Raw genomic sequence first — 23,204 nt, forward strand, 5'->3', positions numbered from 1 at the left:
TCCTCACGCAGCGGTGTCATGGCGTCGGTCGTCACGGGAGATGCAGTCACGTCGGCTTGCGGCTCCATCGCCGCACGGAGCGAATCGGCGAGGTCCCGGATCGTCCGATCTGCGGGACCTCGCCCTGCTCGTCGTGCGGCTCGACCGCGATCCCGGTCAGGCCTTCGACTACGGCCGCGACCGGTGCCCCGCCGGTGTTCGGGGCACGAAGTGGGACGGGGACGGCGACCGGGGCGCAGGTTCCGGCTGGGACTGGGACCCCGCGGCGCCCGCCCCGGTCAGGGCCCGGACCTCCATCTCCGCGAAACGCTGCGCGTCCCCCGGGTCGCGTCGCCCGTAGTGCGAACCGAGCGCGCCCAGCAGGAACGACAGCGGGATCGACACGATGCCGGGGTTGACCAGCGGGAAGAACGCGAAGTCGGCGTCGGGCAGCATCGACGTCTTCGCCCCCGAGACCGCCGGCGAGAAGATGACCAGCACGATCGCCACGGTCATGCCGCCGTACATGCTCCACAGCGCACCGGTCGTGTTGAAGCGCTTCCAGAACAGCGAGTAGACCAGCGACGGCATGTTGGCCGAGGCCCCCACGGCGAACGCGAGCGCGACCAGCACCGCGACGTTCTGCCCGATGGCCACGATGCCGCCCAGGATCCCCAGCAGTCCGACGACCAGGGCCGTCCGCCGCGCGATCCGCACCTCCTGGGCCGGCGCGGCGTCCCCCGCTTGAGGATGTTCGCGTACACGTCGTGGGCGAACGACGCCGACGCGGTGATGGTCAGGCCCGCGACGACGGCGAGGATGGTCGCGAAGGCGACGGCGGCGACGATGCCGAGCAGCAGCTCGCCCCCGAGCCGGTAGGCCAGCAGCGGGGCCGCCGAGTTCGACGCGCCGGGCGACGCCGTGATCGCCTCGGGCCCGACCAGCGCTGTGGCGGCGGTGCCGATGGTGACCACCATCAGGAAGAACCCGCCGATCAGCCAGATCGCCCACACCACCGACTGGCGGGCCTGCTTGGCGTTGGGCACGGTGTAGAAGCGCATCAGGATGTGCGGCAGGCTCGCCGGGCCGAGGATCGCGGCCAGCGACAGCGAGATGAAATCGATCTTCGAGAGGTCGGTCTTGCCGTACTGCAGACCCGGGCCGAGCAGCTTGTCACCGTGAGGGCTCGTCGCGGCAGCCTGCCCGAGGAGCGAGGAGAAGTTGAAGCCGAACCGGCCCATCACCCAGAAGGTCAGGACGAGCCCGACGACGATCAGCGCGACGGCCTTGAGGATCTGCACCCACGTGGTGCCCTTCATGCCGCCGACGAGCACGTAGACGATCATGAGGCCGCCGACGACCGCGATCACCATGGCCTGCCCGCCCTTGTCGGTGATCCCCAGCAGCAGGGCGACGAGCCCGCCCGCGCCGGCGATCTGGGCGATCAGGTAGAGCACCGAGACCAGCAGGGTCGACGTGGCGGCGGCCGCCCGGACCGGGCGCTGGCGCATCCGGAAGCTCAGGACGTCGCCCATCGTGTAGCGCCCGGTGTTGCGCAGCCACTCGGCCACGAGCAGCAACGCGAACAGCCACCCGACGAACGAGCCGATGGCGTAGAGCAGGCCGTCGTACCCGAACACGGCCACCGCGCCGGCGATGCCGAGGAACCCCGCCGCCGACAGGTAGTCGCCGGCCAGCGCGACACCGTTCTGCGTCCCGGTGAACCCCCGACCTCCGGTGTAGTAATCGGATGCCGTGCGGTTGCCACGCCCGGCCCGGAACACCACGACCAGGGTCAGCAACACGAACGCACCGAACACCGTGATGTTGACGGCGGGGCTACCGACACCGTTCTGGGCAAGGGGAATCGACACCACTGTCTCCTCTCGGACCATGTGGCGGAGTCGCACGAGGCACGTGGTCATGCCCCGGAATGTCCGTATGGCCCTGCGGCTGCTCAACGAGAGTTCCGCCCGGAGGTCACGTTCGAGTTACCTCGGAAGTGTGGGGCGCCCCTCCCTACGGCACGGACGGCTCAGCCGAAACGTGGTTGCTGCCGGCAGCTCGTCCGTCCGGGAAGGTGCCGGCGAGGGCCAGGGACCGGAGACGGAATGGGGCGACCTCGTCACCGAAGAGGAGTACCGCGGCCGGTGGCGGAGGGCCTCGGCCACCGGCCGATCGGGCCACGGGCGGACCCGGTCCTCAGATGGGGGCGCAGTGCCAGAGCAGGTCGCCGTCCGGCCAGTCGTCGAGGCCCGCGGTGACCGGCAGGACCAACGTGTTCCTCTCGATCTCGTCCACGAACGGAGCGGCCTCGGTGGTGTCGTCGCGGGAGAAGACCGCCCGCCGCGGCGGCGAGAGCCGGTGCCAGCCCGCGCGCTGGTAGAACGCGACGCGCTCGTCCGCGCAGGTGAGGATGCCGAACGGGACCCGGAGATCCGCGAGGTAGGCGTTCACGCGCTTCATCAGGTCACCGCCGACGCCGTGCCCCTGCAGCGCCGGCCGGACCGCGACGAGCCCGACCACCCCGACCAGCTGGTCGGTCGTGCCGACCTGGATCACCCGGCGCAGCACGCCGGCCGCGGCGGCCGCCCCCTCGTCGTCGTGGCCGATCACGCGCGCCTCGGGCCGCAGGGAGGACCAGGTCCGCACGCCGGGATAGAGGCCGGGGAGGTGGGCGAAGGCGCCCCGCAGCAGCTGCCCCAGCTCCGCGTGCTGGGCCATCGTCACGTCGCCTTCGCGGATCGCGGTCCAGTCCATCACCCCACTGTCTTGCGCCCCGTCGCCCCGCGCCACTTCTGCTCCGGAACGTGCCACCAGCCGGTTGCGCGTTCGGCTCGCACCTGCAACCGTGGAGTGGCACATCACCGGCCGACGGAGGACGTCATGGAGATCGTGGACCGGATCGAGCGCGAGATCGTGATCGCCGCACCCCCGGAGCGGGTGCGGGAGCTCGTCAGCCGGCCGGGCTGGTGGATCGGGGACGGCGACCGGTCGAAGCAGGTCGTGACGTGGGAGGGAGGCGTCGCGGTCGTCGAGGCGCCGCCGTACGGCCGGTTCTCCGTGCTCCCGGTCCCGAGCGACGACCCGGATCGCATCGCGTTCCGCGGCGCGGAGTACACCGCCGAGCCGCTCACGAAGGGCACGTCCACGCTGGTCGAGTTCGTGCTGGCCGCGCACGGGACGGGCACGCTGCTCCGCGTCGTCGAGAGCGGGTTCGCCGCGCTCTACTCCGCGGAGGAGGACAACGCGATCGCCGTGGAGGGCAACACGGTGGGCTGGCGGTTCCAGCTCGACGTCGCGAAGCGGGAGTGCGAGCGCGCCGCGGCATGACCGAACCCGTGGCGGAGGCCGCGGTGGGCGACGTCCTGGCGGCGCTCGCGGACCCCACCCGGCGGTGGATCGTGGGGGCGCTCGGGGAGGCCGGCGGGGCCACCGCGACGACCCTGGCGGGGTCGCTGCCCGTGTCCCGGCAGGCCGTCGTCAAACACCTGCAGGTCCTCGAGGGCGCGGGGCTCGTCGAGGGGGTGCGGCGGGGGCGCGAGGTGCGCTACGAGGTGCGACCGGACCCGTTGGGCGTCGCGGCGCGCTGGCTCGTCGACCTGACCGCCGCCTGGGACCGCAGGCTGTCCGCCCTGAAGAGGGACGCCGAGGATCCGTGAAGGGCCGGGGGTCGTGCGCCGACGGGACGGCTCAGGCGAGCAGGCGCCGGAGGCCACTGCGGCCGCGGCGCGACCGCGCGGGCGGCGAGACGATCGCGGCGCAGGTCCGGCAGGGCTCGCCCTCGGGCTGGACCATCGGCGCGGCGGTGACGACACACCCGCAGACCGCGCGGTAGCGGCCGCTGCGCAGCGCGTACGGGGCGGTCAGCTCGGAGTCCGGGATCTGGTGGGCCTGACTGTCCAGAGCACAGGTGACGGTGACCGTGTCGCTGATCCCAGCGGAGTCTCCCCTGTGCTCGTCGTCCACGCCCGTGCCCCTCCGCTCCCCGACGTCCGGACGATGATCCGAACCCACCTTCTGCTCGCCCATCGTCCGGGACGTAGCGTGCACTTGCAAGGCCATCTGCAAGAACGTTTGCACGAACGCGACACCGCGCGGGACCCCGTTCCGCCGCCGGACCGACGGAGTCGGAGGACATGACCCACCCGAACGGCACGCCCGCCCCCGCCCTCGGCCCCGTGAGCTGGAAGAAGAGCGCGATCAGCAATCCGAGCGGGGACTGCGTGGAAGTCGCGGACCTGCCGGGCGGGAACGTCGCCCTGCGCAACTCCCGTGATCCGCAGGGCCCGACCCTCGTCTACACCCGCGCCGAGATCTCGGCGTTCCTGCGCGGCGCCAAGGCCGGGGAGTTCGACGACCTCCTCCTGTGACGCCGCCGCCGGGCCTCCTCGCCCGGACGGCTCGCCGGGGTGGGAGGCGGTAGGGTCGCCTGCCATGACCAGCGACGGCTCCGACTCCCGCTCGCGGCTCGCCCGGTTCGACGCCCCGGGCCAGGGCGGCCCGACCGTCCTGCGGATCATGCTCGGCACCCAGCTCCGACGCCTGCGCGAGGAGCTCGGCATCACCCGCGAGGCCGCCGGGGACGCCATCCGCGCCTCGCACGCCAAGATCAGCCGCCTGGAAGCTCGGTCGTGTCGGCTTCAAGGAACGGGACATCGCGGACCTGCTGACCCTCTACGGCGTCGACGACGCCGAGGAGCGGGACCGCTGGCTGCAGCTGGTCCGCCAGGCCAACGAGCCGAACTGGTGGCACCGCTACACCGACGTCCTGCCCAGCTGGTTCGAGCTCTACCTGCGGCTCGAACAGGCCGCGTCGATCATCCGCAGCTACCAGGTCCAGTTCGTGCCCGGCCTGCTGCAGTCCGAGCAGTACGCCCGTGCGGTGATCATGCAGGGCCACGGCGGCGAGGACGCCGAGGAGATCGACCGCCGGGTGAACCTGCGGATGACCCGGCAGAAGCTGCTGACCGAGCCGGACGCCCCCCGTTTCTGGGCCGTGATCGACGAGGCGGCGCTGCGCCGGGCCTTCGGATCGCCCGCGGTGATGCAGGAGCAGATCGGCCACCTGCTCGAGCTCGCGGAGATACCGTCCGTGACGATCCAGGTGCTGCCGTTCAGCAGCGGCGGACACGCAGCCGGGGGCGGCCCGTTCACCGTGCTGCGGTTCGCCGAGCGAGACCTGCCGGACATCGTCTATCTCGAGCAGCTCACCAGCGCGATGTATCTGGAGAAGCGCCCCGAGGTGGAGGTCTACCTCCGGACGATGGAGCGGATCACCGTGCAGGCGGAGACGCCGAACGCCAGCAAGGACATGCTGCGGTCCCTGCTGGACGAACTCTAGGAACGCTTGATCCCGACCGCGCCGGCCAGCAGCGTGTGCACCGGGCTGTCGGTGGGGGTGTCCGCATCCGGGCGCCAGTCGTTCGCGTAGACCAGGCCGGGCTCGACGAGCTCGAGGCCGGCGTAGAACGGCCGCATCTCCGCCCAGGTACGGAAGCGACCCGTGCCCAGCCCGCCGTCGAGGAACGCGCGCTCCAGTGTCCGGGCGCGCGGCTCGTCGTCGTCCAGGAAGTTCGAGATGAAGACGTAGGTTCCCGCCGGCAGCCGCTCGACCAGCCGCGCGACGATGCCGGCCGGGTCCGCCTCGTCCGGGAAGTGGTGCAGCACACCGGAGATCAGGACGGCCGACGGCTGCTCCGGGTCGATCAGCCGCCCGGTCTCGGGGTCGCCGAAGATCGAGTCCGGGTCCGTGAGGTCCGCGGTGATCACGGTGCTGACCTCGCCGCTGCTGAGCAGGGCCCGCCCGTGCGCCAGCACGACGGGGTCCTTGTCCACGTAGACGACGTGGGCCGCCGGGTCCAGCGCGTGCGCGACCTCGTGGACGTTGCCCTCGCTGGGCAGCCCGGACCCGATGTCGAGGATCTGCTTGATGCCGATGTCCGCCACCAGGTACCGGACGACGCGGTGGACGAGGCTGCGGTTGTCCTGGGCGAGGACGGTGCTCTCCGGGACCGCGGTGAGCAGCGCGTTCCCGGCGCGGCGGTCGACGTCGAAGTTCTCCTTGCCGCCCAGCACGTAGTCGTACACGCGGGCGATCGAGGGGCGGTCCAGGGCCGCGCCCGGCGGCCGCGGCCACCCACCGTCGTCGTCCGCACCCGTCACCGCGCCCACTCCTCCGCCCGCCGCGTTAATCGACTTCCAGCGTAGTGGGACAGGCCCTGCAGGCCCCCGGTGGTTCGCCGCGCACGCCCGGGCGAAACAGCGTCAGCCGAATCTGATTGAACTTTCAGCTATATTGGCCGGGGACAGATCCTCCGTCACCCCCTGGAGCCGTCATGACCACGCCGATCCCGGCGGTCCGCCTCAACCACGCCGTCCTGTTCGTCACCGACCTCGAGCGCGCCGTCACCTTCTGGACCACCGCGTTCGGGATGGAGGTGGCCGCCCGCGAGCCGCGCGCGAACGCCGCCTTCCTGCGCCTGACCCGGTCCGGCAACCACCACGACCTGGGACTGTTCGGCCTCGGGGCGGGCGCGGCGCCGAAGCGGCCGGGCGCGGTGGGCCTGTACCACCTGGCGTGGCAGGTCGACACCATCGACGAGCTCGAGGCCGCCCGCACGACACTCGCCGAGCTGGGTGCCTACACCGGCGAGTCCAGCCACGGCGCGACGAAGAGCATCTACGGCGCGGACCCGGACGGGAACGATTTCGAGGTGATGTGGATGCTGCCGCGCGAGGACTGGGGCGTGCACGAGAACGCCGCACCCGTCGAACGACTGAACCTGAGCGGCGAGGTCGAGCGGTGGAGCGGCGTCGGCACGTCCGCCACCGTCGGAACCGGGACCCGTTCGTGAGCGCGCCGGACACCTTCGAGGCACCCACCGTCGTCACGCGCGGTGACGCTGACGCGGAGGCGCCGCTGGTCGTCCTGCTGCACGGCCGCGGGTCGCACGAGCGGGAGATCATCGGCCTCGTCGACCTCCTCCCCGAGGGCCCGGCCTACGCCGCCGTGCGCGCCCCGATCGCCGAGGGCGGCGGGTACGCCTGGTTCGCGAACCGGGGGATCGGGCGGCCGGTACCGGAGTCGCTGCGGTGCACGATGGACTGGTTCCGGGACTGGCTCGACGCGGTCGCCCCGGCCGGGCGCCCGGTCGTCCTCATCGGGTTCAGCGGTGGCGCCGCGTTCGCCGGCGGGCTGCTCCTCGACGAGCCCGCCCGCTTCGCCGGCGCGGCCCTCCTCGCAGGCACGCTGCCCTTCGACGGCGGGGTCCCCGCCACCCCCGGACGACTGGCGGGGCGCCCGGTCTTCGTCGCGCAGGGTGACGACGACGCGGTGATCCCGCGCGAGCTGCTGGACCGCACCTGGGAGTACCTGACGGGTGAATCCGGGGCCACGACCGTCGCGCGGCGGGACCCCGTCGGCCACGAGATCGCCCGCGAGGCGGCGATCGAGCTCGGGAAATGGCTGGGCGACGTGGTGGCGTGACCCCCGGTGCGGCGGGGCCGATCGGCACGGGAACGCCCAGACGGCGCAGCTGCGCCGTGGTTCGATCGGCGGATGTTCCAGCCGTCGTCCGGCCTGCACGGCTCCCGCCCCGGGACTACGGAGAGTTCACCGAGGTGTCCTCACCCCGGCTTCCGCCGAACGGAGCAGGCCCACTAGCGTCGCCGCCACATTCCTGGAGGTGACAGTCAGTGGCGCTCGCGTCCATCTTGTCCAGCATGCCCGACCTGCTGCAGCGCACACTCGCCCAGCACACTCCCGATGCGCACGGCTACTGCCGTGAGTGCAGGGAGTCGTCCGGCGTTGCGGCCGGTTGGCCGTGCGTCACGCGGGAGCTGGCCGAGGAAGCGGAGTACATCCACCGTGGGGGCCTGCCCGGCACCCTCGGCGGGCGGCACCGCTCCGGCCGGGCCTGACCCCGGCCCCGCGGCGCCCCGACCGTCGAGCGTCGGGGTGTCGCGCCCGCCCGGAGGCCGAGCGGCCCGGGTGCCGGGCGTCGTCCTCCGGTCAGCAGGTGGACCGGGCCCGCCGCACTCTGTGATGACGATCACTCCCGACTCCGGGAGCATGCCGCGCCACCGTGTCCGCCACTGCGCCGAACGGCCCGCCCCTTGAAGGGCTCGTTACGCTTTCCGGAGCAACTAATGACCGTTCATCGCGATCGCCGTCGGTCGCCGGTGCCGGATTCCGGACGAACGGCAACGTTGCCGCGGCGATGACCAGGCGGACGGCTGCTCACCTTCGGTGACACCGTTCGGCTCGCCGTAGATCACGATCGGCGCAGCCGAGACAACCGGACGCGGTACGCGCCGAGGCAACCCCCTACGTTCGGTCGCGGGTCGATGACGGCCGCATCACGAACGGGAAACGGACCGCCCCCGGGTCCGCCGGTCCCCCCGACCGGAACCCGTTGCGACCGTCGACCCGTAGGGAACCGAAAGGTTGCAGGTAAGTGGCACGGCACCGCTCCCCACGAGGCCGCTCCGCGATCCCCCACCCGCGTTCGCCGCATCCCCAGCCGGCGAGAAGGGTGGGGGACGCGGTCCGGTCCGCTCCCCAGGACGACCCTCCGGAAGGTCGCCGGTCATGGTGGATCGGGCGACCGGGGACTCCCTCGCCGCCTGCGCCGTGCAGCACCGGGAACCACTTCGACCACGTCCACGTGTCCTTCGAGAAGAGCGCGCCGAGCGGCACGCCCGTCACCTGCTGACGCTGTCTGGTCACGAACCCACCGCCGAACCGCCCGGAGGCGGTAGAAACGTCGGATGGGCGTCGAGATGCGGGTCGAGAGGCAGGTCGAGCTGCACTTCGGCGGGGACACGGTCCGCACCGGGAACCACGTCAACCTCTCGGCCGTGTACGTCGAGGGCTCCTCGCTGTGGCTGGCCGGGGACGAGACCGCGACCGTCGAACGCCTCGAGCTGGACTCGCCCCACACGCCCTCCGTCGCGGACCGGGCGACGACGTTCTCCCTCGCCGAGCTCGTCGAGCTGCCCGGTGGGCCGGACGAGGAGGTCGACGTCGAGGGTCTGGCGCGCACCGCCGACCACCTCTGGGTCGTGGGCTCGCACAGCCTGGTGCGCAAGCCGATCAAGCCCCACCACCCCCCGGAGAAGGCGTTCAGGCGCCTGGCCAAGGTGCGCCGCGAGCCCAACCGCTTCGTCATCGTGCGCCTCGCCGTGCAGGCCTACGCGGACGGACCACCGGCGCCGGTCCGCGCCACTCCTGCCGGGGAGCACTCCGCGCTCGTCGGCGCGCGCGGTTCGGTCGGTCTCACGGACGTGCTGGCCGACGACCCGCTGATCCGCCCGTTCCTGAAGATCCCGTCCAAGGACAACGGCTTCGACGTCGAGGGGATCGCGGTGCACGGGGACGCCGTCTACCTGGGACTGCGCGGGCCGGTGCTGCGCGGCTGGGCGATCGTGCTGGAGGTCGCGCCGCACCCCGATCCGGACGACGCCGGCCGGCTCGTCCTCGGCGAGCTGCCCGGCGGCAGCCGCTACCGCACCCACCTGCTCGACCTCGGCGGCCTCGGGGTGCGGGACCTCTGCCCGCACGGCGACGACATGCTGGTCCTGGCCGGGCCGTCGATGGCGCTCTCCGGCCCGGTCCGGCTCTACCGCTGGCGCGACGCCGCGGCCACGGACGCGTCGCGACTGGTGCGCGGGGAGGACATCAGCCTTGTCGGCGAGCTGCCGCACGGCGCCGGGGAGGACCACGCCGAGGGCATCGCCCTGCTCCCGGGTCCCGGGCCCGCGCGGCTGCTCGTCGTGCACGACAGCCCGGGCCAGGACCGCCGACCCACGCCGAGCTCGGTGATCGCGGACGTCGTCGCGCTCGGCTGACGGAGCCCGAAATGACAGCGCTGTAGTTCCGGTTGCACGCTCGTCGATCCGCGGCGACCGCTGACCGCGGCGCGCTACCCGGTCGACTCACCGAAAGTCACGGGTCCTCCGCACACCGTGACGGAATCGCTACCGTATGCACAAGCACGAGGCCCGGATCCCCGACGGACCCGGATCACGAGTGATCCACCGGCTCCCCCGAGGCCGGTGATCCGACCGGGCCCCGCGCGAGGAAGGCAGTCGTGTCCCGGCACCGCTCCCCCGGCGGCCGCGGCGCGCATCCCGGCCCGCAGGCGGACGTACGCCGTCTGTTCCAGGGCCGGGGCGCCGCGGCCTTGCCCGCGCGCCGGCACGTCCCGCCCTCCCCCGGCATCTCCCTCGGCCCCGCCGGGCGGAGCCGCTCGGTCGCGGACCGGGCCGGCCTGCGCCGGGCCATCGGGGGTGCCGCGCTCACCGGCGGGGTCCTCACCGTCGTCCCGAGCGCGGACCTGCTGGTCGCGGCCCCGGCGACGATCGTGACCGACGCCGCCGCCGTCGGGCCGGCCTCCGAGGACGTCGCCTCCGTGGAGGAGCCCGCCGGGCAGCGCGCCGGCGTCCTGCCGGTCACGTTCCTGCGGGACGCGGGCGACCGCGCGGACGCGGACGGGCTGCTCAAGGCCGTCGGGCTGGCGGACGTCGCGCGGCGGGCCGAGGAGGAACGCGCGGCCCGGGCGAACTGCGCCGCCGACCTGTCCGCCCTCACGGGCGTCCGCACCTGGGTGCGCGACGCCGCCCGGTTCCTGTCCTGCCTCTACGACGAGCCGGACCTGATCGGCATCGCGGGACGCGGCCGCGTCTCGGACCATCCGCGCGGCCTCGCGATCGACCTGATGACGACCGGCGCCGAGGGCGACCGGATCGCCGCCTGCGCGTTGCGGAACCAGGAGGCGCTCGGCATCTCCTACGTGATCTGGAAGCAGCGGGTCAACTACGGCGACGGGTGGGAACGCATGGAGGACCGCGGCGACGCCACCGAGAACCACTTCGACCACGTGCACATCTCGTTCCAGCCGGGCGCGGGGAGCGGCGTGCCCGACCCGCAGCTCTGCACCTAAGTGTCCTGCGGCGTGGCATCGTGGTGCGGCTCGCCGTGGGTCCGCCGGCGCTGCTTCATCTCCGCCTCGAACACGTGCCGGCGCCCGCCCATCGTGTCCTTGCGGACGCCGCGTTCGAGGGCGCGCAGGACGTCGTAGTAGCCGTCGTCGAACTCCTCGACGATCTGGAAGCTCCAACGGCCGGGGATCACGTTGCGGCCCACCAGCTCCCTCTCGATCCGCTCCGCCCAGCCGTCGTGCCCGGTCTTGCGCAGGCCGTCGACGACGTCGTCGAGCATGGCGTCCGCACCACCGATGAGCTGGTGGAACTCGTACAGCGCGCCGCGCGCCCGCTCGATGCGTTCGAGCATCTCGGAGAACGCTCCGACGGCGGCGACGAGCTCGTCGGGGACACCTTCGGGGCGGGCATGAGCGGTGTCGAGATCACGTGAGGCCACGGGCGGGTCGTACCCGGAGTTCGCCTCCGGTGAACGTTCGCGGTTGTGGGCGAACACGGCCCTGCCCGCGGCGCCGGATCCCTACTGGCCGCGTACCGGTGGGAGTGCGCGGAGATCACCGCACGACACAGCGGCCGGAGCGTCGACGAGGTGCTCGCCGACACGGAGGCCGAGCGCTGGTTCACCGCCGAGGAGGCGGTGGACGCAGGGCTCGTCGACCGGGTGGGGTGAACCCGCCTTCCGGATCCCCGGCGGACGCGGATCCGGAAGACGGCCCTCGTCCCGTTTGCCCGGACCGCGCCGAGGGCACCAATGAGGCATGCCCGACTCCCTGCGGCGGGTGCCGCTGCAGCTCCTGTTCGCGATCGTGATCGCACTACCCGGCGCCTATCTCGGCGCGGCGTCGTATCTCGGTCTGCCGCACCCGGAGCTCACGCCACCGCTGGCGGCGGCCGTCTACGGCCTCGCGATCATCGGGGCGGCGTTCGTCCTGTCCTGGGCGGCCGAGGCGGCGCAGGTGGACATCAGTGCCGGGCTCGCCCTCGCCGTGCTGGCGCTGCTCGCGGTGCTGCCCGAGTACGCCGTCGACTTCGTGTTCGGCTTCCGCGCGGGGCAGGTCTTCGAGGAGTACGGGTCCTGCGTCCCGGACGCCGCCGGCACCAACCCCTGCTCGCTGGCCCTGGCCAACATGACCGGGGCCAACCGGGTGCTCGTCGGCGTCGGCTGGCCGCTGGTGGTGCTCGTCGCGACGCTCGCGGTCCGGCATGCGAAACGCAACGGCGGCCAGGACAGCGTCTCGACGCACACCGGCGCCGTCACCATGCCGCGCGCGATGTCCGCCGAGGTCGTCTTCCTCGGCATCGCCACGATCTACTCGCTGACGCTGCCGCTGCGGTGGTCGCTCACGCTCGTCGACGCCGCCGTGCTCGTGGCGATCTTCGCGGCCTACGCGTGGCGCCTGGCCAAGGCGCCCGCCGAGGAACCGGACCTGCAGGGGGCGTCGGCCTGGATCGCGGAGCGGCCGAAACGCCGCAGGCGCTGGCTGGTCGGCGGGCTGTTCCTGCTCGCGGCATTCGTCATCCTCACCACCGCCGAGCACTTCGCGGAAGGGCTGGTCGCGACCGGGGCGGAGCTAGGCGTCGACCCGTTCGTGCTGGTCCAGTGGGTCGCGCCGCTCGCGAGCGAGTCCCCGGAGCTGATCGTCGCCTGCCTCTACGCGTGGCGGCTCAAAGCCGGGGACTCGCTCGGCACGCTGCTGTCCAGCAAGGTCAACCAATGGACGCTGCTGGTCGGGACGCTGCCGATCGTCTTCGCGGTCTCCTCGACGTCACTGCACGGGCTCCCGTTGGACACGCATCAGCGTCTCGAGCTGCTGCTGACGGCGTCGCAGTCCCTGTTCGCGGTGAGCCTGCTGGTCACGCTCGGGCTGAGCCTGCGCGGCGCGGTGGCACTGCTGGTGCTGTTCCTGGTGCAGTTCGCCACGTCCATCATGCTGCCCGCCGAGACGGACCGGATCGTCGTCGTGGCGATGTCCGGGGTGTACCTCGTGCTGGCGGTGGCGCAGTTCGTCCAGCACCGGGCGCTGCTGGTTCGGACGACGAAGGACGGGCTCGCGACCCCGTTCGACGAGCTGGAGAAGGCGGACGAGGAGGCGGCCGCCCGCCGCTGATGTGACGGGACTAACATCGAGCTTCTTCTGCATCGATGGAGAGGACCTGCTGCATGCGCGTCGGAGTGTTGACCGGAGGCGGCGACTGTCCCGGTCTCAACGCCGTCATCCGGGCGATCGTCCGCAAGGGCGTCCCCGGGTACGGCTACGAGTTCGTCGGGTTCCGGGACGGATGGCGGGGTGTGCTCGAAGGCGACACCAAGCCGCTCGACGTCTCGGCCGTACGCGGGCTGCTGCCCCGCGGAGGCACGATCCTCGGTTCCTCACGGACCAACCCGTTCGCCCTCGACGACGGCCTCGCCCGGATACGCGGGACGCTCGCCGATCTCGGGGTGGACGCCCTGATCGCGATCGGCGGCGAGGACACGCTCGGCGTCGCGGCCACGCTGCACGAGAACGGGGTGCAGGTCGTCGGGGTGCCGAAGACGATCGACAACGACCTCTCCGGCACGGACTACACCTTCGGCTTCGACACCGCCGTGAACATCGCGACCGAGGCCATCGACCGGCTGCACACCACGGCGGAGTCGCACCACCGGGCGTTGATCGTCGAGGTCATGGGGCGGCACGCGGGGTGGATCGCGTTGCACGCGGGGATGGCCGGCGGCGCCAACGCGATCCTCATCCCGGAGGTGCGGTTCGACATCGACCAGGTCTGCGAGTGGGTCGAGAGCCGGTTCCGGCTGGACTACGCGCCGATCATCGTCGTCTCCGAGGGCGCGATGCCCGAGGAGGGGGACGAGGTGCTGATGTCCGGGGAGACGGACGCGTTCGGCCACGCCCGGCTCGGCGGGATCGGGGACTGGCTCGGCAAGGAGATCGAGCGGCGCACCGGCAAGGAGGCGCGGACGACCGTGCTCGGGCACGTGCAGCGCGGCGGCACGCCGACCGCCCGGGACCGCTGGCTCGCGACACGCTTCGGGCTGCACGCGATCGACGCCGTCGCGGCCGGGAACTGGGGCGTGATGACCGCGCTTCGGGGCACGGACATCGTCACGGTGCCGCTCGCCGAGGCGACGAAGGAGCTCAAGCTGGTGGACCCCGCCCTGTACGCGGAGGCCGCGATCTTCTTCGGCTGAGCGGCGCCCTAGATCGCGTTCATCCGGACGAAACCGTTCGGAAACGGGTGTGCCGCGGGTCTGACCTAGAACTGAGGGCGTCCGCCGTTCCTCGTCGTTCCGGAGGTCCGCCCGTGCCGGAGAAGCCCCGCACCGCGCCCGCGAACGTCGCGTGCCCGGCCGAGTGCCGCCGTGACCACGCCCGCGCCGCGCACCACGACCGGTTGCTCCGGATCGAGACGGATCCGGACGCGATCGTCGACCTGTTCGAGGTCGCGGTGACCTGGGCGGAGCTCGAGTACCCGGTCGACGAGATGATCGCGCCGGCGAGCTGGCCCGCCTTCGCGGAGAAGCACCGCTGGCAGGACCCGGACCGGGCCCTGCGGGTCCTGGCACTCGCGTCGGACATCGCCCTGCGGGGCAGCAGGACACCCGCGTCGGCGCGGAACACGACGCTGAGCATGGCCTCGGGCGACGGGATCTGCCCCACCCTCGTCGGCACGCCGTCGCCGCCGGGCACCCCGCGTCTGCGTCTCGCCCGCCCCTGACGGAGACCTTCCTCCCGCGAGTCGCGGTTTGAGACCCCGCGAGTCGGGGTCCCAGGCCCCACGAGTCGGGGTTTCAGGCCCCACACGTCGGGCCGAGCGCCGGGAGCCGCGCGGCGACGTGGTCGTTCAGACGGTGATCACGATGCAGCGGGGGTCAGGCGCGGGGGAGGCCGGTGACGCGGAAGTCGTGCAGGCTCAGGACCTCCACGTGATCGTCCGGGCGGGAGAGGGCGAGGGTGCCCGTGTCGTCCAGGGTCCCGACGACCGCCGCCGCCAGGTCCCGCTCGGCGAACGCGGCGAGGCACTCCGGCTCCCGGCCCGCGGGCACGCAGAGCAGGAAGCCGAAGCTCGGGAAGCAGTTGAACCAGCGCGTCAGGGGCACACCCGGCGGGGCCGGCACCGCGTCGACGTCGAGGGTCACGCCGAGCCGTCCGGGTTCCAGGAGCATCGCCAGCGATCCGACGAGCCCGGCCATGCTGATGTCCTTCGCCGCCACCACGACGCCGGAGTCCGCCAACGCACCGAGCAGCCGGACGTCGCCCGCGCTGCGCCGGCCGCGCGATTCGAACGCCGGGAAGAACGGGAAGTCCGCGCGCATCCGGCCGTCCAGCGCGGCGGCCACCACGAGCGACTGGCCGGGCGCGGCGCGGGTCACCGACAACGGCGCCGCCGAGGCCCCGACGGCGAACGCGGAGATCGCGGGGTCCCCGTCGTGGATCGTCAGGTGCCCACCGATGATCGGCACGTCGTAGAGCTCGGCGGCCTCCCGCATCCCGGCGAGTGCCTTGCGGGCCACGGGTTCCGACGCGACGACGGTGTCCACGATGCCCAGCGGCACCCCACCCATCGCGGCCACGTCGTTGACGTTCGTGAGCACCGCGGCGAACCCGGCACCGTGCGGGTCCGCGGCGACGAACGGGGGGAACAGCGCCTCCCCGCACGCGATGACCGGGCCGCCGTGCGCGGTGACCACCGCGCCGTCGTCGCCGGGACCGCCCATCCAGTCCGTCCCGCCGAGGACCTCGCCGACGAGGGCGATCTCGGCCTTCGCGGTCAGTCCCGGATTCGCCAGGCAGGCGGCGGCGATGGCGGACAGGGAGTCGGGCCCGGACGGCTCAGGCACGGATCGTCACCCACACCGCGCGCGCGGGCTCGTCGCCCTCGTTGCTCCACCGGTGCCCGCGGTCCGTCGGATAGTGCAGGGTGTCCCCCGGCTCGACGTCGTACCGCTCCCCCGCCACCTCGACCCGCAACGCACCCTCCAACACCAGCAGGAGCTCCTCTCCCGGTCGGCGGGGCCGGGTGTCCCCGCTCTCCCCGCCCGGTTCGACGACGGCCATCACGCCGCCCGCACGCAACGTCGCGTCCGCCTCGGCGATCCCCTCCGCGGTCACGCCGAGCGCCGCCGGGGCCCACTCCTTGGGCACCCTGCCCCGCGTGCCCGCCCGGACGTACCGGGCGACGGGCTCGCCGGGCAGCTCGTCGACCAGCGACGCGACGGTGGTGCCGAGCGCGCCGGAGAGCTTCAGCAGCGTGGTGATCGTGGGCACCATGTCCCCCCGTTCGACCTTGTGCACGGCGGCGGCGGACACGTCGGCCCGGACCGCGAGCTGTTGCAGGGACAGGCCAAGTCGCTGACGCGCCTCCCGGACCCTCGGCCCGATGGCGTCGACGATGGGCTCCCAGGGGCCCTGGCTCGGCTGGGTCACACTCGTCCCCTCCGGTCACGGACACGTACGCATTGAGCATCATAAACGGCTCTCACCTATCGTGAACACACCCGCAGCACGCCCCGGAGATTCGATACCCGACCAGCGGCGCTACCGGCCGTCCCGGCCGCCGTCGGGGTTCGCGGTGCAGCTCGGGCGCGCACGACGAGCTCGAGCGCGCGGTCCGGGCCCGGGACGCGGACACGCTTCTGCGCGCGGCGGCGGCGCACCACGACGAGCTGTGCCGCGCGGTCGCCTCCCTGCCCCCGGACCGGAGCGTTTCCGGGGCGGACCCGGCTCACGCCAGCGGGAGCACCTTGACGATCCGGGCGGCGAGGTGCCCGACGTTGCGGCGGTCGGCGCCGGCGGCGTCCGGCCCGGCGAGCCCGACGGGCGCGTCCGCGGGCAGCGTGGCGTGGTGGACCGCGACCGCGCCGTCCTCACCGATGCCGATGCCGGTCCGCAGCGCGGACCGGCCGGCGGCCTCGTGCGCGAGCCCGACGGCGTCCCCCTGCGGGGCGGGATCCACGCGCGTCGGCACGCCCTCCTCCTCGGCGCCGGCACACACCTCGTGCAGGAGCGCCGGATCGGCGCCCGCGGCCAGGAGTACGACGACCGCGGGCCGCTCGGCGTCCCCTCCGCTCACCCGGACACCGCACCGGCGTGCGCGTCGACCAGCCCCGCGGCGACGGCGTTGCGCGGGCCCTCGTTGCCGTGCACGTTGCCCGTGCCGCAGACGACACCGTGCCCGGCGAGGGCGTCGGCGATCAGGTCCGGGATCTCGAAGTCCAGCGCGGAACCCCCGAGCAGGACCACGAAGTCCAGCATCCGCAGGCTGCCGCGGGGCGCGACCTGGCGCAGCGCGCGGAGCGCGTTGACGACGAACACCCGCCGCTTCGCCTCCCTACGGATCCGCCGGACGTGGTCGACCGAGGCCCTCGTCGGGATCGGTGCGGGCCCCTCCGGGGTCATCGCCACGACGCGGGCGAACACGTGCGGCGGCAGCGGCTCGGTGAAGAACTGCACCGTCCCGTCCTCGTGCCGGATGTGGAAGAAGCTCTCCACCTTCGCCAGCGGATGCCGCTTGACCGACTCGGCGACCTCCCGGTCCTCGAGCGCCAGCTCGGAGGCGATCAGCTTCGTGACCAGCTCGCCGGCCCCGGCGACGTGCACCGCCGTGCACACGCCGTCCCGGTCGAGCAGGGCCGCGTCCGTGGATCCGCCGCCGAGGTCGAGCACCGCGATCGGGATGTCGGTGCCCGGCGTGGTCAACGCCCCCCGGACCGCCATCTCGCCCTCGATGCCGCCGATCTCGGCGCGGCAGCCGAGCGCCTCGGCCACCTCGTCGGCGACGACCTGCATGCGGCTGCGGCTGGTCCGGACCATCGCCGCGAGCGCGACGGCGTTCTCCAGCGCGACCTCGCCGGCCAGCCCGCCGCGCACCTCGTTCGGCACGAACGTGTCGACGGCCAGCACGTCCCGGATCTGGATCTCGACCGCCGGCTGCCCGGTCACGTCCGTCATGGTGTCCCGGACCTGCGCGAGCATCCCGCCGACGTGTGTGCCGGGCTCACCGGTCGCGTCGTCGAGGGGCTGGACCCGGCCGAGTGTGTCCATGATCTCGTCGGCGCCCGCGTCGACGTCGACCTGCAGGGTCTTGCCGGCGCCGGTGAGGGTCAGGGTGCCGACCGGGATCCGCCGGTCGGTGACGTCACCGGTGGGCGTCCGGACGACGACGGCCGAGCGGTTCCCGGTGAGCGCCCGGGCCACCGGCGAGACCTGCCGCGTCTGTTCCGGATCGAGCCCGAACACCGACGCGAGGCCGTAGGAGTCCGACAGCGTGCGGATGGTGCGCCCCGGGGCCGCGACCTCGACGGCGGCGTGCATCCCGAGGGGCACCTTCTCCACCGCTGCCACCTCGTCGACGACGGGGATGGGCGTGCGGAGCCGGTTCACCACCAGCACGGCGTCGTCGTGGGCGAGGACGGCCGCGACGACCGGGACGCCGCGCTCGGCCGCCGCGTTCAGCTCGACGGCCACGTCGTCGAAGTCCCAGCCGCCCGGGACCACCACGACCACCGGCTCGTCCGGCGGGGCCCCGGCGAGCCCGTCGAGCGAGACGGTCGTGCCGACCCCCAGCCCGACGCCGCCCGGTGTCTCGGGGTTGTGCCCGATCATCGTGGACTCGGTGATGATCGTCTCGGAGATGGTCTCCATGGCCAGCCCGCTGATCACCGGCGTGGCCTCGTTCAGCAGGACGATTTCGAGGTCCGCCGGCGAGCGCCGGGCCCCCACGAGGGCCCGGCGCACGGCGTCGACGGCGCCCTCGGTGTTCTCGGGCGTGCCCTTGACCCCGGTCGTGTGGGTCAGGGCCGTTCCCAGGTACTCCACGGAACCGCCCGAGACCGAGGCGACGCACGCCTCGGTGGTCGAGTTCCCGATGTCGACCCCGACGACCAGACGTTTCATGCCCGGGAGATCACCGGCTCGACCTCCACCGGCCTGCGTCCCGCCACGATGCACTCGAACTCCTTGAGGTGCAGCAGCGCGGCCTTCGCCTGCCAGCGGGGGCGCGCCATCTGGTCGTTACGGGTCGGCACCGGGGCCGGCGACTCGCCCTTGGCGTACTGGGCGGCGTTCGACCCGATGCGGCGGAACACCTCGGCGTCGAGCAGCGGGGACTGCGGGAACAGCTCCAGGTTGCTCAGCCGCGGCAGGTCCCGCTGGTGGATCATCGTGGTCCCGCGGGAGAGCAGCCCGATGGAGATGCCGGAGCCCGAGAGCCGGGCACCGGTGTGGGCGATGGCCGCGAGGTCGGCGGTGTCCCACACCTTGACCATCCGCGCGGTGACGCCCTGCTCCTCGATGCCGGCCAGGACCTGCCGGATCACCTCGGCGTGCGGGACGTCGACGATGGTCCTGGTGAACGTGTCGGCGAAGGCCGGCGAGACGGCGACGACCACCTCGTCCGGCCGCGACGCACGCTGGGCCGGGCCGATCTCCTTCAGGGTCAGGGTCCGCACCGCGGCGGGAGCGGTCATCACGACACCTCCGTCTCGGGGTTCTCGGCGCTCGTCACGTGCCGCAGTTTCTTGAGCTGTTCCCACCGCTCGCCCTGCAGCCGGTAGCCGGTGCCCGGCCCGGCGTAGTCGTTGGCGTCGTTGATCGCCGAGAGCGGGACGAAGTCGTCGGTGAGGATGGCCGAGGTCTGCAGCAGGTCGCCGGAGACGCGCTGGCGCAGCACGGTCAGCAGGTTCTCGGCGACGTCGTGGAATCCGGTGCGCTCCAGCGCCGTGACCAGGTCGAGGCCGGTGATGCCGCTGTCCATCACCGACTGGGCGCCCTTGAGGTCCTCGAGCACGTCGCGCTCGGGGTAGTCCTCGCTGCCGTTCGCGTAGGTGGCCGCCTCGACCTCCTCGTCGGTGATCCGCGGCAGGTCGAGCTCGGCGAACAGGGCCTGCAGCGCGCGGGCGGCCTTGTTGCGGACCTGCAGGATCTCGTCCTCCCGGATGTGTCGCAGCCCGCCGTCGACCTGCAGGTCGCGCTGGATGGTGTTCCAGTCGTCGTAGTCGTCGGTGTCGAAGTTGGATCCGGCGAACATGTTGTCGGCGTTGGGCACCCCGGAGTAGCCCGAGCAGACGAAGTCGGTGCCCGGCAGCAGCTGGGGCATCATCCGCGCGGTCCGGCGCATCGCCGAGTGCGAGAACGACTGGTCGTTGCCGGAGGCGCACTCGAGGTCGACCATGCTCGCGACGAGGTTCTCCGCCGCGACCGCGCGGATGCCGCCCGGCATCGCACCGGGTACGCCGATGCAGCTGATCGAACCGTTCTGCAGGCCCTGCACCCCCGCGCCCTTGGCCATGAGGACGCAGCGGATCTCCAGGTACAGCATGGACTTGCCCTCGGCGTTGCCCATCTGCACCTCCGAACCGGTGCCCGAGGTGAAGCGCATCTTGATACCGCGCGAGGCGTAGGCGGAGGCGAGGAAGGACTTGGACCACGGCGTGTCGTCGCCGTCGACGAACACCGACTCGGTGCCGTAGATCGAGATCGTCTCGGCGTAGGCGGTGATGCCGCGCATGCCGAGCTCCAACTCGGTGGCCTCCTCCAGCGCGCACTGGGTGAGCACGCCGCCGCGCCCGACCTGCGCACCGATCTGCAGCGCGATCGCCACCAGCGGGGCGTAGCGCAGGACGCCCAGCGTCGTCTCGAGCTCGGCGAACCCGCGCAGCGCGCCCTCGGCGGCGTCCACGGCGACCTGGAGGGGGTTGTCCCGGGCGCTGGTGGAGTGCCCCTGGTTCGCGGGCGTGCGGCGGGCCCGCATCTTCTGCATGCCCTGCATGATCTCGACGACGTTCATCAGCTTGACGACGTCGAGGATCTTGGCCGGGGTGAGCCCGCGGGTCACGGCGAGCACATCCTGGCGGGAGACGGTCGGGTTGATCAGCATGCGGGCGATCTCGTCCGACGGGACCGCCATCGAGGCCTCCGTCGTCCCGACGTCGATCGCGTGGTCGGCGATGAAGGCGTCCATGAAGTCGAAGTCGGCGCGGGCGCGGCCGTCGAGCTCGACGATCCGGGCGTCCTCGACCCGCACGCTCGGCGCCGGGTCGAAGTCCGACTCCATGGCGACGAGGCCCTTCTCGGGCCACTCCTCGACGAAGCCGTCGAGGTTGACGGGACGGTCCTCCAGGATCTCGGTGCGCCGCGAGTGCCGGGGTTGGGTGGCGGTCATGTCAGTCCTCCTCGCGGGCCAGCAGGTCGCGCCGCTCGTAGACCTCGGCGGCCTCGCGGACCAGCGCGCCGCAGACGGGGGCGTGGTACTTGCTCTCCAGGTTCTCGGCGATCGCCAGCAGCTCGTCCCTGCTCGACGCCCGGGGCCGCAGCGCGTTGTACATCGCGAGGACCTCGGCGTCGGGGACCGCCGTGAGCTCGGCGGCGCGGCGGAAGTTCGCGGCGAGCTGCGGGCGCTGCACCGACTCGGCCAGCGTCGCCTGCAGCTGCAGCGTCTCCGGCGCGATCCGCAGGTCGTCCGCGACGATCTCCCCCGCCACCACGGCGTTCATCGTCAGCGCCGAGAGCGGCTTCCCGGTGGGGGTGCGGAGGAGGTCCTGACGATTGACCGAGAGCGGATAGTCGGCCGGCCCGAGATCGGGGCGGGACTGCGGGGCTGGAGCGGACACGCGCATCACCTCTCGTCGTTCACCGGTACGCAGAAGGGCCACGGCTCCTCGACAGTGACACCGGCCACGTCGCACGATCGTTGCGCACGTACGCACGCAGCGAGAACCCCTCCGAGCCCGCCCTACCCGAACGGCCGCCGGACACGCGCCCGGTCCGTGGAGCCGCCGACACGGTGAGGCCGCCAGTTGCGGGGGCCTCGTCGCCCGCACGGCGGTGGCGGTTGGTCCGGCCGACGGGTACGCCCCTGATTCGACGTCCGGATGGGGGGCCCCGCTCGCCACCGGCGCCACCCCACCATCCGGTCAGGGGCGGACCCACTCGCCCGAGAGGAAGGCTGCCGCGCGCGGCTCTCGTCCTGTTGGGTGGGAGCACGGGTCGGTGACCCGCTCGACGACGAGGGAAGGACACCACCATGAACGGGCTGACGTTGGCCGAGGCGCAGAAGGCGCTCACCGCGGCACTGGAGAAGGCGGAGGAGATCGGCCAGCCGATGAACATCGCGGTGGTCGACGCGGGCGGGCACCTCCTGGCGTTCGCCCGCCAGGACGGCGCCATCCGCGCCAGCATCGACATCGCGCAGCGCAAGGCGCGGACGTCGATCCTGATGAACCTGCCCACCAGTGCGCTCGCGCCGCTGGTCCAGCCGGGGCAGGAGCTCTACGGCCTGGAGCAGCTCTCCGGCGGCATGGTCGCGTTCGGCGGGGGCCTCCCGGTGTACCGCGACGGCGAGCTGGTCGGCGCGGTCGGGGTCAGCGCCGGGACCGTCGACCAGGACACGACGGTCGCGACGGCGGCGGTGACGGCGCTGAGCTGAGCCGGCCCGCGTCGACGACGGCCCGGGGGCGGCGACGGTCAGACGATCCCCTGCCGGGTCGCGGTGTAGACGATCTCCGTGCGGCGGCGGACATCGAGCTTGTCCCGCAGGTTCCGGACGTGGAACTTGACGGTCGCCTCGCTGATGACGAGCTCGGCGCCGATCTCGCGGTTGGACATCCCGGTGGCGAGCAGGCGCAGGACCTGGGTCTCCCGGTCCGTCAGCAGGGCGCCGCGGGGTCCGGTCACACCGGGAGCCGGGCGCTCGGTGTCCCGCAGCGCGTCCATCACGATCGCGGTGGTGCGCGAGTCGAAGACGCTCTCGCCGCGGAGCAGCGTCCGGGCCGCCTGCACGATCTCGGCCGTCTCCGCGCCCTTGCGCAGGTAGCCGTGGACCCCTAGGCGGATGGTGCGGAGCATGACGTCGCGGTCCCGGCAGGCGGTGAGCACGAGGATCTTGGTGCCGCGGTGGCGTTGCAGCAGCGCGCGGGCGACGTCCAGGCCGGCGGCGTCCCCGCGGCCGAGGTCCACGTCGAGCAGCACGAGGTCCGGGCGGACGCGGTCCGCGGCGAAGAGGGCGTCCCGCGGGGTGGCCGCCTCGGCGACGATCCGCAGGTCGGGCTCGGCGGCGAAGAGCTGGCGCAGCCCCAGCCGGACGATCGCCTCGCTCTCCACGACGAGCACCCTGGCCGTTCGCAGGGCGAGGTCGCCCTCGGGCACGCGAGCGGTGACGGGCGGCTCGAGGTGCGGCCGGGCCGGCCGGGCGGGAGCGGCGTCCAGCAGGGTGTCCGAGGACAACACCGTCATCGCGTACCTCCGATGTGTGACGGGGACCGTGCGCACCGCACGGTAAGTTGTGTC

25 protein-coding genes and 2 pseudogenes are annotated in these 23,204 nt (G+C 72.8%); 14 read left to right on the forward strand and 13 right to left on the reverse strand.

Annotated elements, in window-relative coordinates; genetic code table 11:
• Positions 1-264: 264 nt before the first annotated feature.
• Together WBK50_RS26505 and WBK50_RS26510 are read right to left on the reverse strand one after the other, a co-directional pair.
• A pseudogene (locus tag WBK50_RS26505) lies at positions 265-1,874 on the reverse strand (solute symporter family protein); the annotation flags it as partial.
• A 307-nt stretch (positions 1,875-2,181) separates the two neighbouring features.
• The gene (locus tag WBK50_RS26510; RefSeq protein WP_341338207.1) at positions 2,182-2,739 is read right to left on the reverse strand and encodes a GNAT family N-acetyltransferase; all 558 of its coding nucleotides are present in this window, start codon (positions 2,737-2,739) and stop codon (positions 2,182-2,184) included.
• A gap of 126 nt (positions 2,740-2,865) precedes the next feature.
• Here WBK50_RS26510 and WBK50_RS26515 point away from each other — a divergent pair, with 126 nt between their 5' ends.
• Positions 2,866-3,312 (forward strand): polyketide cyclase, encoded by a 447-nt coding sequence (locus WBK50_RS26515; RefSeq protein WP_341338208.1) that lies wholly within the window; start codon positions 2,866-2,868, stop codon positions 3,310-3,312.
• A complete protein-coding gene (locus WBK50_RS26520; protein WP_341338209.1) occupies positions 3,309-3,641 on the forward strand; it encodes an ArsR/SmtB family transcription factor in 333 nt (110 codons plus the stop codon). The genes WBK50_RS26515 and WBK50_RS26520 overlap by 4 nt, the downstream gene beginning before the upstream one ends.
• Before the next feature lie 31 nt (positions 3,642-3,672).
• Here the strand turns inward: WBK50_RS26520 and WBK50_RS26525 are convergent, their stop codons facing one another.
• A complete protein-coding gene (locus WBK50_RS26525; RefSeq protein WP_341338210.1) occupies positions 3,673-4,011 on the reverse strand; it encodes a hypothetical protein in 339 nt (112 codons plus the stop codon).
• Between the two features lie 107 nt (positions 4,012-4,118).
• Here WBK50_RS26525 and WBK50_RS26530 point away from each other — a divergent pair, with 107 nt between their 5' ends.
• The gene (locus tag WBK50_RS26530; RefSeq protein ID WP_341338211.1) at positions 4,119-4,352 is read left to right on the forward strand and encodes a DUF397 domain-containing protein; all 234 of its coding nucleotides are present in this window, start codon (positions 4,119-4,121) and stop codon (positions 4,350-4,352) included.
• Positions 4,353-4,500: 148 nt separating this feature from the next.
• Positions 4,501-5,323, forward strand: a pseudogene (locus tag WBK50_RS26535) (helix-turn-helix domain-containing protein).
• Here the strand turns inward: WBK50_RS26535 and WBK50_RS26540 are convergent.
• Entirely contained in the window at positions 5,320-6,144 is an 825-nt protein-coding gene (locus tag WBK50_RS26540; RefSeq protein WP_341338212.1) for an SAM-dependent methyltransferase, read from the reverse strand. The pseudogene WBK50_RS26535 and the gene WBK50_RS26540 sit on opposite strands and share 4 nt — an antisense overlap.
• A 173-nt stretch (positions 6,145-6,317) precedes the next feature.
• On the opposite strand from WBK50_RS26540, the gene WBK50_RS26545 reads away from it, so the two are divergent.
• From WBK50_RS26545 to WBK50_RS26565, 5 genes are all read left to right on the forward strand, one after another.
• Positions 6,318-6,836 carry a VOC family protein gene (locus WBK50_RS26545; protein WP_341338213.1) on the forward strand — a complete coding sequence of 173 codons (519 nt, stop codon included), beginning with the start codon at positions 6,318-6,320 and terminating at the stop codon, positions 6,834-6,836.
• A complete protein-coding gene (locus WBK50_RS26550) occupies positions 6,833-7,468 on the forward strand; it encodes an alpha/beta hydrolase (RefSeq protein ID WP_341338214.1) in 636 nt (211 codons plus the stop codon). Before WBK50_RS26545 ends, WBK50_RS26550 begins: the two co-directional genes overlap by 4 nt.
• Before the next feature lie 236 nt (positions 7,469-7,704).
• The gene (locus tag WBK50_RS26555; protein WP_341338215.1) at positions 7,705-7,902 is read left to right on the forward strand and encodes a hypothetical protein; all 198 of its coding nucleotides are present in this window, start codon (positions 7,705-7,707) and stop codon (positions 7,900-7,902) included.
• Between the two features lie 849 nt (positions 7,903-8,751).
• Positions 8,752-9,831 (forward strand): DUF3616 domain-containing protein, encoded by a 1,080-nt coding sequence (locus tag WBK50_RS26560; protein ID WP_341338216.1) that lies wholly within the window; start codon positions 8,752-8,754, stop codon positions 9,829-9,831.
• 242 nt (positions 9,832-10,073) lie between these two features.
• Complete coding sequence (locus tag WBK50_RS26565; protein ID WP_341338217.1) at positions 10,074-10,925, forward strand: hypothetical protein; 852 nt, start codon at positions 10,074-10,076, stop codon at positions 10,923-10,925.
• Here WBK50_RS26565 and WBK50_RS26570 read toward each other — a convergent pair.
• On the reverse strand, positions 10,922-11,362 hold the full coding sequence (locus tag WBK50_RS26570; RefSeq protein ID WP_341338218.1) for a hypothetical protein: 441 nt from the start codon (positions 11,360-11,362) through the stop codon (positions 10,922-10,924). The two genes, WBK50_RS26565 and WBK50_RS26570, sit on opposite strands and share 4 nt — an antisense overlap.
• A gap of 45 nt (positions 11,363-11,407) precedes the next feature.
• Here WBK50_RS26570 and WBK50_RS26575 point away from each other — a divergent pair, with 45 nt between their 5' ends.
• From WBK50_RS26575 to WBK50_RS26590, 4 genes are all read left to right on the forward strand, one after another.
• Complete coding sequence (locus tag WBK50_RS26575; protein ID WP_341338219.1) at positions 11,408-11,593, forward strand: ATP-dependent Clp protease proteolytic subunit; 186 nt, start codon at positions 11,408-11,410, stop codon at positions 11,591-11,593.
• An 88-nt stretch (positions 11,594-11,681) separates the two neighbouring features.
• Positions 11,682-13,031, forward strand: a complete 1,350-nt coding sequence (locus WBK50_RS26580; RefSeq protein WP_341338220.1) for a sodium:proton exchanger — start codon at positions 11,682-11,684, stop codon at positions 13,029-13,031.
• A 53-nt stretch (positions 13,032-13,084) separates the two neighbouring features.
• Positions 13,085-14,110 carry a 6-phosphofructokinase gene (locus WBK50_RS26585; RefSeq protein ID WP_341338221.1) on the forward strand — a complete coding sequence of 342 codons (1,026 nt, stop codon included), beginning with the start codon at positions 13,085-13,087 and terminating at the stop codon, positions 14,108-14,110.
• Positions 14,111-14,223: 113 nt separating this feature from the next.
• Entirely contained in the window at positions 14,224-14,637 is a 414-nt protein-coding gene (locus WBK50_RS26590) for a hypothetical protein (protein ID WP_341338222.1), read from the forward strand.
• A gap of 154 nt (positions 14,638-14,791) precedes the next feature.
• On the opposite strand, the gene WBK50_RS26595 is transcribed toward WBK50_RS26590, so the two are convergent.
• From WBK50_RS26595 to WBK50_RS26625, 7 genes are all read right to left on the reverse strand, one after another.
• Positions 14,792-15,760 (reverse strand): AIR synthase related protein, encoded by a 969-nt coding sequence (locus WBK50_RS26595; RefSeq protein ID WP_341338223.1) that lies wholly within the window; start codon positions 15,758-15,760, stop codon positions 14,792-14,794.
• Positions 15,753-16,346, reverse strand: coding sequence for a helix-turn-helix domain-containing protein (locus WBK50_RS26600; protein WP_341338224.1), 594 nt, complete (start codon positions 16,344-16,346; stop codon positions 15,753-15,755). The genes WBK50_RS26595 and WBK50_RS26600 overlap by 8 nt, the downstream gene beginning before the upstream one ends.
• A 298-nt stretch (positions 16,347-16,644) precedes the next feature.
• Positions 16,645-16,992, reverse strand: coding sequence for a glycerol dehydratase reactivase beta/small subunit family protein (locus tag WBK50_RS26605; protein ID WP_341338225.1), 348 nt, complete (start codon positions 16,990-16,992; stop codon positions 16,645-16,647).
• Positions 16,989-18,815: a diol dehydratase reactivase subunit alpha gene (locus WBK50_RS26610; protein WP_341338226.1), complete on the reverse strand. Its 1,827-nt coding sequence runs from the start codon at positions 18,813-18,815 to the stop codon at positions 16,989-16,991. The genes WBK50_RS26605 and WBK50_RS26610 overlap by 4 nt, the downstream gene beginning before the upstream one ends.
• Complete coding sequence (locus WBK50_RS26615) at positions 18,812-19,387, reverse strand: propanediol/glycerol family dehydratase medium subunit (protein ID WP_341338227.1); 576 nt, start codon at positions 19,385-19,387, stop codon at positions 18,812-18,814. Before WBK50_RS26615 ends, WBK50_RS26610 begins: the two co-directional genes overlap by 4 nt.
• Positions 19,387-21,081 carry a propanediol/glycerol family dehydratase large subunit gene (locus WBK50_RS26620; RefSeq protein WP_341338228.1) on the reverse strand — a complete coding sequence of 565 codons (1,695 nt, stop codon included), beginning with the start codon at positions 21,079-21,081 and terminating at the stop codon, positions 19,387-19,389. Before WBK50_RS26620 ends, WBK50_RS26615 begins: the two co-directional genes overlap by 1 nt.
• Position 21,082: 1 nt before the next feature.
• Positions 21,083-21,529 (reverse strand): diol dehydratase small subunit, encoded by a 447-nt coding sequence (locus WBK50_RS26625; protein WP_341338229.1) that lies wholly within the window; start codon positions 21,527-21,529, stop codon positions 21,083-21,085.
• Positions 21,530-21,942: 413 nt separating this feature from the next.
• On the opposite strand from WBK50_RS26625, the gene WBK50_RS26630 reads away from it, so the two are divergent.
• A complete protein-coding gene (locus WBK50_RS26630; protein ID WP_341338230.1) occupies positions 21,943-22,344 on the forward strand; it encodes a GlcG/HbpS family heme-binding protein in 402 nt (133 codons plus the stop codon).
• Between the two features lie 38 nt (positions 22,345-22,382).
• Here WBK50_RS26630 and WBK50_RS26635 read toward each other — a convergent pair whose 3' ends face one another.
• Positions 22,383-23,150: a response regulator transcription factor gene (locus WBK50_RS26635; protein ID WP_341338231.1), complete on the reverse strand. Its 768-nt coding sequence runs from the start codon at positions 23,148-23,150 to the stop codon at positions 22,383-22,385.
• Positions 23,151-23,204: the final 54 nt, after the last annotated feature.

The organism is Pseudonocardia sp. T1-2H, assembly GCF_038039215.1.
Classification (GTDB): Bacteria; Actinomycetota; Actinomycetes; order Mycobacteriales; family Pseudonocardiaceae; genus Pseudonocardia.

What these genes read in the sequence shown, in the direction of transcription:
- WBK50_RS26510 (WP_341338207.1), bottom strand. Translation starts at nt 2,739, where the DNA reads ATGGACTGGACCGCGATCCGCGAAGGCGACGTGACGATGGCCCAGCAC.
- WBK50_RS26515 (WP_341338208.1), top strand. Translation starts at nt 2,866, where the DNA reads ATGGAGATCGTGGACCGGATCGAGCGCGAGATCGTGATCGCCGCACCC.
- WBK50_RS26520 (WP_341338209.1), top strand. Translation starts at nt 3,309, where the DNA reads ATGACCGAACCCGTGGCGGAGGCCGCGGTGGGCGACGTCCTGGCGGCG.
- WBK50_RS26525 (WP_341338210.1), bottom strand. Translation starts at nt 4,011, where the DNA reads ATGGGCGAGCAGAAGGTGGGTTCGGATCATCGTCCGGACGTCGGGGAG.
- WBK50_RS26530 (WP_341338211.1), top strand. Translation starts at nt 4,119, where the DNA reads ATGACCCACCCGAACGGCACGCCCGCCCCCGCCCTCGGCCCCGTGAGC.
- WBK50_RS26545 (WP_341338213.1), top strand. Translation starts at nt 6,318, where the DNA reads ATGACCACGCCGATCCCGGCGGTCCGCCTCAACCACGCCGTCCTGTTC.
- WBK50_RS26555 (WP_341338215.1), top strand. Translation starts at nt 7,705, where the DNA reads ATGCCCGACCTGCTGCAGCGCACACTCGCCCAGCACACTCCCGATGCG.
- WBK50_RS26560 (WP_341338216.1), top strand. Translation starts at nt 8,752, where the DNA reads ATGGGCGTCGAGATGCGGGTCGAGAGGCAGGTCGAGCTGCACTTCGGC.
- WBK50_RS26580 (WP_341338220.1), top strand. Translation starts at nt 11,682, where the DNA reads ATGCCCGACTCCCTGCGGCGGGTGCCGCTGCAGCTCCTGTTCGCGATC.
- WBK50_RS26585 (WP_341338221.1), top strand. Translation starts at nt 13,085, where the DNA reads ATGCGCGTCGGAGTGTTGACCGGAGGCGGCGACTGTCCCGGTCTCAAC.
- WBK50_RS26610 (WP_341338226.1), bottom strand. Translation starts at nt 18,815, where the DNA reads ATGAAACGTCTGGTCGTCGGGGTCGACATCGGGAACTCGACCACCGAG.
- WBK50_RS26615 (WP_341338227.1), bottom strand. Translation starts at nt 19,387, where the DNA reads ATGACCGCTCCCGCCGCGGTGCGGACCCTGACCCTGAAGGAGATCGGC.
- WBK50_RS26620 (WP_341338228.1), bottom strand. Translation starts at nt 21,081, where the DNA reads ATGACCGCCACCCAACCCCGGCACTCGCGGCGCACCGAGATCCTGGAG.
- WBK50_RS26630 (WP_341338230.1), top strand. Translation starts at nt 21,943, where the DNA reads ATGAACGGGCTGACGTTGGCCGAGGCGCAGAAGGCGCTCACCGCGGCA.
- WBK50_RS26635 (WP_341338231.1), bottom strand. Translation starts at nt 23,150, where the DNA reads ATGACGGTGTTGTCCTCGGACACCCTGCTGGACGCCGCTCCCGCCCGG.